Origin of the sequence: Paraburkholderia xenovorans LB400 (genome assembly GCF_000013645.1) — a bacterium.
In the GTDB taxonomy this organism is placed as follows: Bacteria; Pseudomonadota; Gammaproteobacteria; order Burkholderiales; family Burkholderiaceae; genus Paraburkholderia; species Paraburkholderia xenovorans.
On record NC_007952.1, the window covers coordinates 2,418,915 to 2,434,664 of the forward strand.

General features: G+C 62.8%; 9 protein-coding genes. 3 read left to right on the top strand and 6 right to left on the bottom strand.

Annotated elements, in window-relative coordinates; translation table 11 throughout:
* Genes BXE_RS32695 through BXE_RS32705 form a run of 3 tightly spaced genes read right to left on the bottom strand, consistent with a single transcriptional unit; the run spans position 1 to position 5,409 of the window.
* A complete protein-coding gene (locus BXE_RS32695) occupies positions 1 to 3,186 on the bottom strand; it encodes an efflux RND transporter permease subunit (protein ID WP_011492404.1) in 3,186 nt (1,061 codons plus the stop codon).
* A 56-nt stretch (positions 3,187 to 3,242) separates the two neighbouring features.
* Positions 3,243 to 4,499 carry an efflux RND transporter periplasmic adaptor subunit gene (locus BXE_RS32700; RefSeq protein WP_011492405.1) on the bottom strand — a complete coding sequence of 419 codons (1,257 nt, stop codon included), beginning with the start codon at positions 4,497 to 4,499 and terminating at the stop codon, positions 3,243 to 3,245.
* A gap of 55 nt (positions 4,500 to 4,554) precedes the next feature.
* Positions 4,555 to 5,409 (bottom strand): alpha/beta hydrolase, encoded by an 855-nt coding sequence (locus BXE_RS32705; protein WP_040125237.1) that lies wholly within the window; start codon positions 5,407 to 5,409, stop codon positions 4,555 to 4,557.
* Between the two features lie 182 nt (positions 5,410 to 5,591).
* Here BXE_RS32705 and BXE_RS32710 point away from each other — a divergent pair, with 182 nt between their 5' ends.
* Both BXE_RS32710 and BXE_RS32715 read left to right on the top strand, forming a co-directional pair.
* Complete coding sequence (locus tag BXE_RS32710; protein WP_011492407.1) at positions 5,592 to 6,596, top strand: LysR family transcriptional regulator; 1,005 nt, start codon at positions 5,592 to 5,594, stop codon at positions 6,594 to 6,596.
* A 234-nt stretch (positions 6,597 to 6,830) separates the two neighbouring features.
* Positions 6,831 to 7,136, top strand: coding sequence for a DUF4148 domain-containing protein (locus BXE_RS32715; RefSeq protein WP_011492408.1), 306 nt, complete (start codon positions 6,831 to 6,833; stop codon positions 7,134 to 7,136).
* Between the two features lie 221 nt (positions 7,137 to 7,357).
* Here BXE_RS32715 and BXE_RS32720 read toward each other — a convergent pair whose 3' ends face one another.
* Positions 7,358 to 8,431 carry a purine-nucleoside phosphorylase gene (locus tag BXE_RS32720; RefSeq protein ID WP_040125235.1) on the bottom strand — a complete coding sequence of 358 codons (1,074 nt, stop codon included), beginning with the start codon at positions 8,429 to 8,431 and terminating at the stop codon, positions 7,358 to 7,360.
* A gap of 260 nt (positions 8,432 to 8,691) precedes the next feature.
* On the opposite strand from BXE_RS32720, the gene BXE_RS32725 reads away from it, so the two are divergent.
* Positions 8,692 to 9,672 (top strand): aldo/keto reductase, encoded by a 981-nt coding sequence (locus BXE_RS32725; RefSeq protein ID WP_011492410.1) that lies wholly within the window; start codon positions 8,692 to 8,694, stop codon positions 9,670 to 9,672.
* A gap of 16 nt (positions 9,673 to 9,688) precedes the next feature.
* Here BXE_RS32725 and BXE_RS32730 read toward each other — a convergent pair whose 3' ends face one another.
* Together BXE_RS32730 and BXE_RS32735 are read right to left on the bottom strand one after the other, a co-directional pair.
* Positions 9,689 to 10,594, bottom strand: a complete 906-nt coding sequence (locus BXE_RS32730; RefSeq protein WP_040124523.1) for a cation diffusion facilitator family transporter — start codon at positions 10,592 to 10,594, stop codon at positions 9,689 to 9,691.
* Positions 10,595 to 10,766: 172 nt separating this feature from the next.
* Positions 10,767 to 15,608 carry an NAD-glutamate dehydrogenase gene (locus tag BXE_RS32735; protein WP_011492412.1) on the bottom strand — a complete coding sequence of 1,614 codons (4,842 nt, stop codon included), beginning with the start codon at positions 15,606 to 15,608 and terminating at the stop codon, positions 10,767 to 10,769.
* Positions 15,609 to 15,750 lie beyond the last annotated feature (142 nt).

Genomic DNA, 15,750 nt, shown 5'->3' on the forward strand with positions numbered 1-15,750 from the left:
TCAGGCGTCCGTCACCGGCGCGCCGTAGTGCGGCGAATCCTTCTGCGCGACGTGAATGGTTCCACCCGCCAGCGTACGCAGCACCACATAGAACACAGGGGTCAGCATCAGACCGAACAGCGTGACGCCGAGCATGCCGAAGAACACCGCGATACCCATCGCATGACGCATCTCCGAACCGGCTCCGCTCGACAGCACCAGCGGCACCACGCCCATGATGAAAGCGATCGACGTCATCAGGATCGGCCGCAGACGCAAGCGGCTAGCTTCGATCGCCGCCGAGAGCGGCGTATGTCCGTCGTGCTCCAGTTCGCGCGCGAATTCGACGATCAGGATCGCGTTCTTCGCCGACAACCCCACCAGCACCATCAAACCGATCTGCGTGAAGATGTTGTTGTCGCCACCGGTGAGCCACACGCCGGTCAGCGCGGACAGCACGCTCATCGGCACGATCAGGATCACCGCAAGCGGCAGCGTCAGGCTTTCATACAGTGCGGCGAGCACGAGGAACACGAGCAGCACGCTGATCGGGAACACCCACAAGCCTGCATTGCCGGCCAGAATCTGCTGATACGTCAGGTCGGTCCATTCGAGCTTCACACCGTGCGGCAGGACTTCCGCCGCCACGCGTTCGGCCGCGGCCTGCGCCTGACCCGACGAGAAGCCCGGCGCCGGTCCACCGTTGATGTCGGCAGCCGTATAGCCGTTGTAACGCACCACCATTTCCGGGCCGAACGTCGGCGTTACCGTCACCAGCGACGACAGCGGCACCATGTCGCCCGCGGCATTGCGCGTCTTCAGTTGCAGGATGTCGTCGGCGCGCTGACGGAACGGCGCGTCCGCCTGCACCCGCACCTGATACACGCGGCCAAAACGGTTGAAGTCGTTCACATACAGCGAGCCCAGATAGATCTGCATCGTATTGAACACGTCCGTGACCGGCACACCGAGCTGCTTGGCCTTCACGCGATCGAGATCCACGTTCAGTTGCGGCACGTTGATCTGATAGCTGGAGAAGGTCGGGCCGAGTTCAGGCGTCTGTGCCGCCTTCTTCACGAACGCTTCCGCTGCCTTGTTCAACTCCGCGTAACCGAGCGCGCCGTGATCCTCCAGTTGCATCTTGAAGCCGCCGAGCGTGCCGAGACCGAGCACGGGTGGCGGCGGGAACACCGCGACGAACGAATCCTTGATCGCACCGTATTGCTGATTCAGCGCACCGGCAATCGCACCGGCCGAGAGTTTCTTGTCGCCACGATCCTTGAAAGGCTTGAGCGTGACGAACACGATGCCCGCGCTGGAGCTATTCGTGAAGCCGTTCACCGACAACCCCGGGAACGCCACCGCGCTCTCCACGCCCGGCTGCTTCAGCGCGATCGAGCTCATGTCGCGAATCACTTTCTCCGTGCGATCCAGCGACGCGCCGTTCGGCAACTGCGCGAACGCAATCAGGTACTCCTTGTCCTGCGCCGGCACGAAACCGCCCGGCACCACGCGCGAGATCAGCACGGTCGCGCCCAGCAGGATGGCGTACACCGCGAGCATGGCGCCCTTACGACGCAACACGCCGGTCACGCCGCGGCCATATTCCGCCGAGCCACGATGAAACACCTTGTTGAAACGCCTGAAGAAACCACCCAGCAGGCGATTCATCACGCGCGTCACGAAGTCTTCCTTCGCACCATGACTGCGCAACAGCATCGCGGACAGCGCCGGCGACAGCGTCAGCGAATTGAACGCCGAGATCACCGTCGAAATCGCGATGGTCATCGCAAACTGCTTGTAGAACTGGCCCGTCAAACCGGTCATGAACGCGAGCGGCACGAACACGGCAACCAGTGTCAGCGCAATGGCGATAATCGGCCCGCTCACTTCCTGCATGGCCTTATAGGTGGCGTCGCGCGCACTCAGCCCGTTTTCGATGTTCCGCTCAACGTTCTCCACCACCACGATCGCATCGTCCACCACGATCCCGATGGCGAGCACCATGCCGAACAACGACAACGCGTTGATCGAGAAACCGAACGCGAGCAGCAGCGAGAACGTCCCCACGATCGACACCGGCACGGCGATCAGCGGAATGATCGACGCGCGCCACGTTTGCAGGAACACGATCACGACGATCACCACCAGCGCGATCGCTTCGAGCAGCGTATGCACGACTGCCTCGATACTCGAGCGCACGAACTGCGTCGGGTCGTAGACGATCTTGTATTCGACGCCTGCCGGCATGTCTTCCGCGAGTTCCTTCATCGCGGAGCGCACCTGATCGGAAATGGCGAGCGAGTTCGCGCCCGGCGCCTGGTTGATGGCGAGCGCCACAGCCGGCTTGTTGTCGAGCAGCGAACGCAGGCCGTATTCCGACGCCGCGAGTTCGATTCGTGCAATATCGCGCAGATAGGTCACGCCGCCATCCGGCGCGGTCTTGACGATGATGTCGCCGAATTCGCCCTCGGTCCTCAAACGGCCGCGCGCATTCACCGACAACTGCAACTGCGTGCCCGGCACCGAAGGCGATGCGCCGATCACACCGGCCGCCACCTGAATGTTCTGCTCGCGGATCGCGTTGACCACTTCGGTCGCCGTCAAACCGCGCTGGGCCACTTTCTGCGGATCGAGCCAGACGCGCATGGCGTAATCGCCCGAACCCCACAACTGCACTTCGCCCACACCCTGAATCCGCGCAAGCCGGTCCTTGACGTTCAGCAGCGCGTAGTTGCGCAGATACGTCATGTCGTAGCGATTGTTCGGCGAGATCAGGTGGACCACCATAGTCAGCGTGGGCGAGCTCTTGATCGTCGTGATGCCCAGACGCTGCACGTCTTCCGGCAGACGCGGCAGCGCCTGGTTGACGCGGTTCTGCACCAGTTGCGTCGCGAGGTCCGGATTGGTGCCGAGCTTGAAGGTCACCGTGAGCGTGAGATTGCCGTCGCTATTCGCTTGCGACTGCATGTACAGCATGTTCTCGACGCCGTTGATCTGCTCTTCGAGCGGCGAAGCGACCGCTTCGGCGATCACCTTCGGATTTGCACCCGGATACTGCGCGTGCACCACCACCGAAGGCGGCACGACTTCCGGATACTCCGAGATCGGCAGCTTGAAGAGCGAAATCACGCCCGCCAGCAGGATCAATACCGATAGCACGCCGGCAAAGATCGGCCGATCGATGAAGAATTTGGATATGTTCATTGGAAGCTCTTAACGTTGGAGCGTGCGCCGCGCAGTCATGCCGCGGCGTGCAAGGCTCACGAATTCTTGTCCGCTTTGGTGCGCGTCGGCGTCTGCGTTTGGGCTTGCGTCTGCGTTTGCGGTTGCGCCGGCGTTTGCGCGAGCGGCGCGCTGTTCGGATCCTGATCGGCCGTCATCGGCACCATATGGGCGCGCACCGTGTCACCCGGACGCACGCGCTGGATACCGTTTACGACGATGCGGTCATCCGGTTTCAGGCCGCCCTTCACCACGCGCAGATTGCCCTGCATGCCGCCCACGTCGATCGTGCGATACACGACGTGATTGCCCTGATCCACCACCAGCACGAATTTCTTGTCCTGATCGGTACCGACGGCGGCGTCGTCGATCAACAGCGCCGGATGCGGTTCGCTGCCGCCTACCTTCACGCGCGCATACAAACCGGGAATCAGTGCACCATCCTGGTTATCGAAGCGCGCGCGCACGCGGATCGTGCCCGACGAGGTGTCGAGGCGGTTGTCCACCGACTCGATCACGCCGCTGCGCGAGTAGCCGCTTTCGTCCGCGAGACCGAGTTCCACCGGCACCTTGCTGCCGTCTTTCGCGCGGCTCAGGTATTGCAGATACGTCTGTTCGTCCGCGTCGAACGATGCGTAGATCGGCGAAACCGACACCAGCGTGGTCAGCGGCGCAGCAGTCGCGCCCGCCGAAATGACGTTGCCCACCGTGATTTCCGCGCGCGACACGCGGCCCGAAACCGGCGCGACGATCTTCGTGTAGCCGAGATTGATGCGGGCGGTTTCGAGGGCGGCTTGCGCGGCCTTCAGGTTCGCGCTCGCTTCGCGCGCGGCGTTCTGCTTCTCGTCGTAGTCACGCCTGGCGATCGCATTGTCGGCAATCAGGCGTTGCGCACGCTCCCAATCGCTCTGCGTGTAACCCGTGCGCGCCTGCGCGGCGGCGAGTTGCGCTTCGGCGCGATCCACTTCGGCGGCGTACGGGCGCGGGTCGATCACGAACAGCGTGTCGCCCTTCTTCACGAGCGCGCCGTCCTTGAAATTGACGGACACGATGGTGCCCGGCACCTGCGAACGCACGTCCACCTTTTCGACGGCTTCGAGACGGCCCGAATAGCTCTGCCAGTCCGTGATCGTTTTCTGCACCACAGTGGCGACATCGACTTCCGGCACGATGGTCGGCGCGGCGGGCGAGCTCGCGTCCACGCGAATCGCGCCGAACGTGCCCAGTCCGGCCACGACGACGACGACAAGTGCGGCGATCGCCACACGGCGACGGGAAAGAGGAAGGATAGTCATGTGAAGCTCCCGGTATCGTTGATCAAAGTTCTGCTTGTTTCTGTTTTATCGAGTTCTATCGATAGGCGCGCGCATCGAAGCGCCACTGAAAAAATCGCACCGCCTCCTGCAGGGCGGGCACGTGATCGGCCAATGCCGCATGCGAAACGCTCGGATAGCGGACCACCTGGGTCAGCACACCGGCGTCAATCAGACTGCTGGCGTATTTCTCCGCCTCCACGTGCAGCACGTCGTTTTGCGCCGTCACGATCAGCGTGGCCGGCAGGCCCGCGAGCCGCGACGATTCGAGCGGCGCGGCATACGGATGCATGCGCTGCGACGCTTGCGGCAGGTACGCGCGGTAACACGCTGCGCACTCTTTCGCCGTGATGTCCGAGCCGAGGCGCTTTTCGTCGCCCAGCCGCGTGAGGCTCGGATCGAGCATCGGCCCGAACAGCGCCTGGGCCGCGATCCGCACGTCGCCGCGATCACGCGCAATGAAAGCAAGGCAATTGGCCAGCTGGCCGCCCGCATCGTGACCGGCCACGCCCACTTTCTTGCTGTTGCCGCCGAATGCACGTGCCCGCGTCTGCACCCACAGTGCCGCGCGGTGCGCATCTTCGGGCGCCGCCGGAAACGGAAACTGCGGCGCGAGCGAGTAGCCGACCGACACGACCAGAGCCGGTAAGTGTTCTGCGAAATAACGCGAGGCGTAATCGGCCTGGTCGATCGATCCTTTCGTAAATCCGCCACCGTGGAAATAAAGCAGTACCGGCAGTGCGGTTTTCTTTGCCTGCCGGTACAGGCGCAACGTGATGTCCTGCGCGTGCCCCTCGATCTGCACGTCGGTGACTTCCAGTGCCGTGCTGTCGGCCTCTGCCGGCTCGCTGCCGGCGGGCACAAAGGAGTACGGCGGTTTAAATGCTTCCATGTCGAGCCGCGCAATGCGCATAGAACTTCAATGGTGCGAATTGTGGGTTCAGCAGACTCGTAAATAAATGCCTATAATCCGGCAACACAATTCGGCGCCCCTGAACAATCGAATGCGATTGTCCGCGGATCGCGGTGGAGTCCTTTCCTGCTCGGTGCGCCCGCCCCTATTGGAGGTCTGCAATGGACCGGCTTCAGGCCATGCAAGTGTTCACGCGTGTCGTCGACACCAACAGCTTTACCCGTGCAGCGGAGACGCTCGACCTGCCGCGCGCATCGGTTACCACGATTATTCAGAACCTCGAAGCGTTCCTCGGCACGCGTCTGATGCATCGGACCACGCGGCGCCTGTCGCTCACACCGGACGGCGCGGCGTACTACGAACGCTGCGTGCGCATCCTCGCGGATGTCGAGGAGACCGAGGCCAGTTTTCAAAGCGGCAATAAAAAACCGCATGGCAAGCTGCGCATCGACATGCCGGGGTCGATTGGCCGCCTGCTGGTGATTCCTTCGCTGAGTGAATTCCACACGCGCTATCCGGACATCGACCTGCAACTCGGCCTGACGGACCGGCCGGTGGATCTGCTGCAGGAAGGCGTGGATTGCGTGGTGCGGGTCGGCGCGCTACAGGATTCCTCGCTGGTGGCGCGCCGTATTGGGTTGTTCGAGGGTGTGACCTGCGCGGCCCCCGATTACATCGAGCGCGCGGGCATGCCCTCTTCGCTCGAAGACCTGGAGAATCACAAAGCAGTCAATTACTTTTCGAGCCGCACGGGACGCACGCTCGACTGGGCCTTCATGGTTGATGGCAAAGAAATCGAAGTAAAAATGAAGGGCATCGTCTCGGTGAATGACGCCGACGCCTACGTGACCTGCGGGCTGGAAGGCTTCGGCCTGATTCAGCCTGCGCTCTTCATGGTGCTGCCGCATCTGCGTTCGGGCCAACTGGTGGAAGTACTGCCGGAGCTGAAACCTTTGCCGATGCCGATTTCCGCAGTCTATCCGCACAGCCGCCATCTGTCGCCTAAAGTCCGTGTTTTCGTAGACTGGATCGCGGAGCTGTTCGACCGCTGCCCATTGCTGAGCGGACGCGGCAGTCTCGACGCAACCTGCACGAAGCGCACTTTCGAAGAACGCGAGTCTGCTCCGACGCTCGACACACCGGTGATATCGGAATGGGTCGCGTGATCGCGCGACTTGAAGTACGGAATCTGCAACAGTGAATTCCAACCGCGGCTCCAATGCCGCGGTTTTCTTTTCCAGCACCGCATTCACAGCGGTTTAACGCAGCGTTCTCGCGATTGTTCCGGAAACCCGACAATTCATTTCGCGAAAGTGCGATTTATCCGCCCTGTCTCGAAGTCTACATTTCACCCTGTCGCAGCGCCGCTCGTGCTGCAAATGAATCGACAGGAGTGAATCATGAAACGCAATCTCTTGGCAGGTCTGGCTCTTTCGCTGCTCGCGAGCGCTCCGGTGTTTGCGCAAAGCAGCGGCGGCATTGGCCGCGCCGGCACATATGAAACGCTGCCCACGCCGGGCACCAGCGTGAAAACGCGTGAAGAAGTGAAGGCGGAACTGGTCGCGGCCTATCGCGATGGTTCGCTGCCCGCGCTGAACCGCACGACGTATCCGAACAAAGGCCTGATCGGTCAGACGCAAGCTGCACGCCTCGCGCTGCAGGAAGGCCGGAGCGGCGACGTCACGCGCGTGGCCGAAGGACAGTAAAGCAAACCCGTTGCAATGATTCGGTTTCCAAAAGAAATAGTCATTGCGGCGCATTCATGCACTCTTCAAAAAGGAGCACATCATGACACCCTCTGAACTCGACCATTGGGATACCGACACGCCAGTGTGGACGCCGTACCGCGCGCCGCAACACTAAATGTCGAAAGCAGCAGCCAGTGCCCGCGGATCTGATTCGCGGGCACGCACCCGTTCGAAGCGGCCTAGCGCTTCGGCACGCCGTCACGCCACTCGCCCCAATGTGTGGCGATATCCTGCACGAGCGGATTGCCCGAGAGGAACAGGTTCTGGATCGCGATGGTAAAGCCGCCTTGCGCCGCATAGTTCAGCAGGTTGTCCGCGCTCGTCTGCCCGTCGTAGGGCCGGTCGAAGTCGGAGCCTGCCCGCAGCACCGCAACGCGATTCAGATCCACTTTATGTACTGAAGCCGCACGCTTGAGGGCTTCGTACGTGGCGTTATCCTCCTGCTGTGTCGTGCAATAAACGCCCTTTCCATCGGTCAGGATTCGGGTCCAGTCGCGCGCACGCTGCCCGAGCAGCGTGCCCGACCACCAGGTGTCGCCCGCCAGCGTGTCGCACTGAATGACAGTGGGCGGCCGGTTGGCCGGTGCGTAAGAGTACTTGGCCCGTGCAGCCTGCGCCTGCACGTTATCGGACAGTGTCACGCTGCGAGACAGGGCGAACGCAGTATCCGCGAGCCGGGTGTTCAACTGGAACACTTCGGTACGGTAGTCGAGCGGCGGCTTGGCCGTGGGACTCGTGGTGTTGATGCCAAGGTAGCCCGTTGTCCAGCCAGGCGGAATTTCGCGCCCGTCTATCTCCCACTGAATGCCGAAGTCGACCAGATATTTCGCCCATGCAGCGGATCCCACCGTGCCCTGCTGCGGATCGATTCCCGCAATACCGGCAACCATGAAATAGGTATGCCGCAAATCGAATCGCGATGAAAACGTCAGCGCCATGATCGACGCAGCGGCGTTGCTGTGCCCCATGCCGGTGGTCATCACGCACACCTCCTGCCTGTTGCAATGGACCGTGGGGTAATCGGGCGACAGGCCGTCCACCGCGATCTCGCGCCACGGCCCGAGGTTGTCGAGCCACACCTGCCCTTCCGGCCCGAACATCGAAATGATCATCACCTTGACGGGCCGCCCGCGCGAGCCGCCGTCGTCGTGCGAAAAGCCGTCGTTGTCGTCCGCGCTAGCCGGTCCGGACGAAAAGGCCGCGCATGCCGCGAGTGTAATGACGGCAATCGCGCCGAGTGAGCGAGTCAGCATCATGATCTTCCTTTTTGCTTGTGATGCAGGTGGGAGAGAGTGCCGCTTTCAAACCGAAAGAAGTATAGGTGCGAAGAAATTATTTTCCACTACACGATGCACGATCGGTCCACGTTTGCGACCGCTGCCGGAAACCTGTGCAAATCGGTTCAATACGCGATGTTCGCCGTTTTCCTATAATCGAACGTTCGCAGCATGCCCCGAAGGAAGTCCCTTCGGAGACGCACCGCGTTTGTGCACTTAACAACAGGAGCACCACGATGGACTATGTGAAACTCGGCCGTACCGGCCTCGATGTATCGCGTCTTTGTCTCGGCTGCATGAGCTATGGCGTGCCGTCCCGCGGCCCTCATCCGTGGACGCTCGGCGACGAAGCCGCCCGCCCTTTCATCAAGCAGGCGCTCGATCACGGCATCAACTTCTTCGATACCGCGAATGTTTATTCCGACGGCACGAGTGAGGAAATCGTCGGCCGCGCGCTGAAGGACTTTGCGATGCGCGACGAGATCGTGCTCGCCACCAAGGTGCACGGCCGCATGCATCCGGGCCCGAATGGCGCGGGCCTCTCGCGCAAGGTGATCATGGCGGAGATCGACAACAGTCTCAGGCGCCTCGGCACGGATTACGTGGACCTGTATCAGATCCATCGCTGGGACTACGGCACGCCGATCGAAGAAACCATGGAAGCGCTGCACGACGTCGTGAAAGCCGGCAAGGCGCGCTATATCGGCGCATCGTCCATGTATGCGTGGCAGTTCGCCAAGGCGTTGCATGTGGCTGAGCGCAACGGCTGGACGCGCTTCGCAACGATGCAGAACTACGTGAATCTGCTCTACCGCGAGGAAGAGCGCGAAATGCTGCCGCTGTGCGAGAGCGAAGGTATCGGCGTCATTCCGTGGAGCCCGCTTGCGCGCGGCCGCCTGACGCGCGACTGGAACACCGGAAGCGCGCGCTCCGAGACCGACGAATTCGGCCGCACGCTGTACGCGCAGACGGAAGACGCGGATCGGCGCATTGTCGAACGGGTCAGCGAGATCGCGAAGGAACGCGGCGTGCCGCGCGCGCAAGTGGCGCTGGCGTGGGTGTTGCAGAAAAAGCCGATCACCGCGCCGATCGTCGGCGCGACCAAACTGCATCATCTCGACGACGCAGTGGCCGCGCTATCATTGAATCTGAGCGCGGACGAAATCGGCAGGCTCGAAGAATTGTATGTGCCGCACGCGGTGACCGGGTTCAATTGAGCGGTACGCGTGCCGGTTAAACGCGCGGCACGTCCGGTTCGAAAAATACCCAGCGGACTTGCGGAAACGCGGCCTGCAAGTCCTCCTCGATTACGTTGATCGCATCGATCATGGCGCGGCCGCTCGGGTAGTCGATCATCTCCGCCTGCACGGCCACCACAACGTGCCGGCCCCATTGCAGCGTGATCATGTTGATGATGCTGCGAATCTCGGCGCGCGCACGCAGATGCGCCTCGATGGCGCGCCGCACTTCCGGGCCCGCCGATTCGCCGACGATCATCGACTTCACTTCACGCGCCACCAGCCAGGCAATCACCATCAGCAGCAGGCCGACGCCGATGGAACCCAGCGCGTCGTAGACCGTATTGCCGGTCACCATCGTGAGCAGCACGGCAACGAAGGCTATCGCCAGGCCCGCCAGCGCCGCGATATCCTCGCCCGCCACGACCAGCAGTTCGGATTCTCGCGTCTCCCGGAACCAGCGCCACATGCTTTTGTCGGGATGCGTCTTGCGGATTTCCTTGACGGCGCCCCACAAGGAAAGCGCCTCGAGCACCACCGACACGCCGAGCACCGCCAACGCGACATACTCGTACTGGAGCGGCTCGCGCATGAACAGACGGTGCACGCCCTCATACACCGAGAACGCGCCGCCCACAAAGAACAGCAAAAGCGCGACGAGCAGCGAATAGAAGTTGATCTCGCGCCCGCTGCCCATTGGATGCAGTGAGCTCGCGGGCTTGCGCGCTTCGCGCAGGCCGAATAGCAGGAGCAGTTGATTGCCGCAGTCGGCGGTCGAGTGAATGGCCTCGGCGAACATCGAGCCGGAACCGGTAAATGTGGCAGCAGCGAACTTACAGAGGGCAATGCCGAGGTTGGCGGCGAGCGCATAGAAAATGGCTTTCGGCGATTCTTCTTTCATCGTCGTGGCAGGCGTCCGTGAGTTTGCAAAGAGCTTTCGGTAGGCAACAGCCCGTATTATGGCCATGCCGGGCGCCATGCGTCCAACCCCCGGTGTCGTTTGCACGGTGCGTGCTCCTGCCTGACTCCACAAACCCGCTCGACGCCTCGGCCTTCGCTCGCGGTGTGCCGCGTCAAGCCCTTTCGAGCGCCGCCATCTCCCGCACGATCACCAGCAGCATGGACAGGCTCGCGCCGCCCGTGGCCCGCAGATCGGTCAGCAGCCGGCCATAGCGTTCCAGTTGCGCGGTGCGCTTCTGACGCCATGCCTCCACGAGCGCATCCGGTGTGGATGCTTCGTTGGCGCCGGCCAATGCACTGGTGGTCAACGCGCGCTTCAGACGCGCGAGCTCGGCCAGTGCCGTGGCGCGCGCCAGCATGTCCCAATGCGTGGGCACCGGCAAAGCGGTGGCACGCTCGCTGATCCAGCTGGAATTGAGCAGCGTGCCGAGCGCAAAGTAGACACCCGCCACCAGTTCGAGACTGCGCCCGCAGGTCGACGCCACTTCGGCGATATCGAGCAGCGCGGCCGAGATCTCGCCGCTCGCGACCCGTACCGCCAGTTCGCTATCCACGCCGGCGTCCGCGAATACGCGTTGCCGCTCGGAGAGCGCTTCGAGGTCGGCGCCCGGCAGCAGCGCGGGCCATTGCGACGCCAGCCGTTGCGCTGCGTCGCGGCAGCGTGCGAGCAGGCCGGCCACCTCGCCGTCGCTGACCGCGCCCGATTGCAATTGCCGCAGGAACCACAGCGCAGAACGCTCGACGAGTCGCGCGACTTCGACGAACATGCGCGCCTGGACGTCGTCGGCGACGCGATTGTCGAGCGCGTCGATACTGCGCCAGACGTGGTCGAGATCGAACACGTCGCGCGCCATGATGCAGGCCCGCACGATATCGCCGGGCTGCGCGTCGGTTTCCTCCATCAACCGGTGTACGAACTCGCAGCCCACCCGGTTCACCAGCGCGTTGGTCAGATGTGTCGCGAGAATTTCGCGGCGCAGCGGGTGGCGTTGCATCGGCGCGCTAAAGCGCTGCCGCAACGGCTTCGGGAAATATTCGACCAGCATGTCGGCGACCAGCGGGTCTTCCGGCATCGACGATTCGAGCAGTGCGTCATACAGCCACATCTTGCTGTACGCGAGCAGCACCGCGCGCTCCGGCGTGGTGAGCCCCTGCTTCGCGGCCTGCCGTTCAGCGACCTCTTCATCGGTCGGCAGAAACTCGATCACGCGATTCAGGCGCCCGGTCCGTTCGAGGTAGCGCATCAGGCGCGCTTCCGCATCGAGCAATTCGACGCCGTAGCGGCCGGCGATCGACAGCGCCTGCGTCTGGTAGTAATTGTCCTGCAATACGAGCAAACCGACCTCGTCGGTCATTTCGGCGAGCAGCGCGTTGCGCTGCTTCTCCGTCATCTCGCCCTCGGCAACGACCAGCCCCAGCAGAATCTTGATGTTGACCTCGTGATCCGAGCAGTCGACGCCCGCGGAATTGTCGATCGCATCGGTATTGATACGGCCGCCGCGCTGCGCGAACTCGATGCGCCCGAGTTGCGTCAGACCGAGATTGCCGCCTTCGGCCACGACCTTGCAGCGTAAATCCGCGCCATTGACACGGATCGCGTCGTTGGCACGATCGCCGACCTGCAGATGCGTTTCGCGGCTCGCCTTCACATACGTGCCGATGCCGCCGTTGTAGAGCAGATCGACCGGCGCCTGCAAAATTGCGCGCATCAATTCAGCGGGCGCGAGCGCCGGTGCGCTGATGCCGAGCACCGACTGCACCGCCTGCGAAAGCGGAATCGTCTTGGCGCTGCGCGGAAATACGCCGCCGCCCGCCGAGATCAGCGAAGGGTCGTAGTCGGCCCAACTCGATCGGTCGAGCACGAACAGTCGCCCGCGTTCGGCAAGACTGACCGCCGGATCGGGATTCGGATCGAGAAAGATATGCCGATGATCGAACGCGGCCACCAGCCTGATATGCGGCGACAGCAGCATGCCGTTGCCGAACACGTCGCCCGACATATCGCCCACGCCCACCACCGTGAAATCCGTGGTCTGCGTATCCACGCCCATTTCGCGGAAGTGCCGTTTGACCGACTCCCATGCGCCGCGCGCGGTGATGGCCATTTTCTTGTGGTCGTAACCGACCGAGCCGCCCGACGCAAACGCGTCGTCCAGCCAGAAGCCATATTCCTGCGAAATCGCGTTCGCGTAGTCGGAGAACGTGGCCGTGCCTTTGTCGGCGGCCACCACCAGGTAGGGGTCGTCGGGATCGTGGCGCACTACGTCGGGCGGCGGCACCACGGCCGTGCCCGCGAGGTTGTCGGTCAGATCGAGCAGGCCGCGCAGGAAGGTCTGATAGCACGCAATGCCCTCACGCATCCACGCGTCGCGTTCGGTTTGCGGCGGCGGATTCTTCACGACGAAGCCGCCCTTGGAACCGACCGGCACGATCACTACGTTCTTGACCATCTGCGCTTTCATCAGGCCGAGCACTTCCGTGCGGAAATCCTCGCGCCGGTCCGACCAGCGCAAACCGCCGCGCGCCACGCGTCCGCCGCGCAAATGCACACCTTCCACGCGCGGCGAGTAGACCCAGATTTCGAACATCGGTTTCGGTTCGGGCAGGCCGGGCACCAGCGCGGGATTGAACTTGAAGGACAGATACGGCTTGGGATGACCTTCGGCGTCGAAACGATAATAGTTGGTGCGTTGCGTGGCTTTGATCACGCCGAGAAATTGCCGCAGTATCCGGTCTTCGTCGAGATTCGGCACCTGGTCGAGCGCGCTGTCGATCGTGCGCAGCCAGCCGTCCACGCGCGCCTCGCGCGTCTCGCCCAGCACCGGGTCGAAGCGGGCCACGAACAGCTCGACCAGCATGCGCGCAATCGCCGGATTGCCAGTCACCGCGCGCTCGATATACGCGTCGCTGAAGGTCGAGCCCACCTGCCGCAAATACTTGGCGTAGGCACGCAGTATCGTCACCTCGCGCGCATCCAGTTGCGCGCGCAACACGAGGCGATTGAAGTCGTCGCTTTCGATCGCTCCGGTCCAGACCTGCTCGAACGCTTCTTCGAAGAGATCCTTGACACGTTCGATATCGAACTCCGCGTCGTCCGCCAGTTCGAGGCCGAAATCGTGAATCCATGCCGGCGTCGCACCCAGCGCTTCGATCAGATAGGGCCGCTCTTCATCGACACGCACGCCGAGATGTTCGAGCATCGGCAAGCTGCGCGACAAGGCGATCGGCAAACCCGCGCGATACACCTTGAAGCGAAACGCACGCGGGCCCGATTCGATCGGACGGTACAGGTTCATGGCGAGCCGCTCGCTGCCTTGCACGCGTTCGATCAGTTCGATATCGCGCACCGCCGTACGGGCCGGATAATCGTCGCGATAGCCGGCGGGAAACGAATCCGCGTAGTGTTGCAGCAGACGGTTGCCCTGCTCTTCGCCAAAGGCGTCGAGCAACGCATCGGCGAGATCGTCCTGCCAGCGGCGCGCAACCTGCACGAGCCGCGCTTCCAGCTCGCGCGTATCGACGTTGGGCATGCCGCCCGGTTTCGCATGCACGACAAAGTGAATGCGCGCGAGCGTCGACTCCGAAAGCAGCGGCGTGAATTCGACGCTCTCGCCGTTGAACGCGTCGGCCAGCAGATTCGCGATACGCTGGCGCAGATCGGTGTTGTACTTGTCGCGCGGCACGAACACGAGGCACGACACGAAACGGTCGAAGCGGTCTCGCCGCACGAACAGACGGGTGCGCTGATGCTCCTGCAAACGCAGCACGCCTAGCGCGATGTCGTAGAGCTGATCTTCTTCGGCCTGAAAAAGCTCGTCGCGCGGATAGGTTTCGAGCACGGTCACGAGCGATTTCGCCAGATGACCTTTGGCCAGAAATCCGGCACGCCGCACGATGTTCGCGCATTTGCGCCGCACGATCGGAATCTCCGAGGCCGACACGAAATACGCCGTGGACGTATAGAGACCAATGAACCGGCGCTCGCCGGTGACCTTGCCGTCCGCATCGGTCAGCTTGATGCCCACGTAGTCCAGATAGCCCGGCCGGTGCACGGTGGCCCGCGAATTGGCCTTGGTGAGAAAGATCGGCGACGAAGCGGAAACGATCTCGACCGCGGCCGGCGGCAAGGGCGTGACCTCGGCCGCGCCTACCGGCCGCAGCGCATCACGCAGGATGCCCAGGCCCGAGCCCGGCACCGCGCGCAGACCGTAACCGGCATCGTGCTGCACCAGTTCGTAATCGCGCTGACCGAGAAAGGTGAAATGATCGGCCACCATCCATTCGAGAAACGCGCGTGCTTCCAGACCTTCCGGTCCCGCCTCGCCGGCTTTCATGCCTTTGATCGTGCCACGCGCGAGTTCGACGATCTTCGGCCAGTCTTCAACCGCCGCCCGCACGTCGCGCAATACTCTCGCGATGTCGTCGCGCAGCGCGTCGAGTTTTGCGGCATCGCCGCAACGGTCGACTTCGAAGTGGATGAACGAGGTCAGGTGCGAACGCGTGTCGGTGGCTTCTTCGGCGCCCTGACTCACCCGCGCGATCGTGCTGTCGGGCGCGCGCCAGATGCGAAACACCGGGTGCACGACGGAATGCAGCGCGAGACCATGCCGGTTGACCGCCATTGAGACCGAATCGACCAGAAACGGCATGTCGTCATTGACGATTTCGATCACGGTGTGATCCGAGTGCCAGCCGTGCTGTTCGAGAATCGGGTTATAGACGCGCAGCCGTTCGGCGCCGGCTACGAAACGCTGCGCCGTTTGCCAGTGCGCGAGCGCCGCGCCGTAGAGATCGGCGATCGAGCGGCTTTGCAGATCGTCGGCGTCGACGAAATCGTAGTAGTGCCGCAGAAACGGTTCGACAACCTTGAAGGTGGGCTCGGGCAGGCGCCCCCGTGCAAATTCGACGACATCGTTCAGCAAGTGCGTGACAGCTTCTTCGTTCTTTGCTTGCATGATCAACTCCCCGGCTGGCGGCAATGGCGAGTATGGCTTGATTCGCATGCATCGTCTGAAGGGGAATTATGCACCTGCCGACTATCATGCGACGGCTGACCGCACTCAGGTTATACCCGCTGCCGCTCGCCGCGCCCCGACC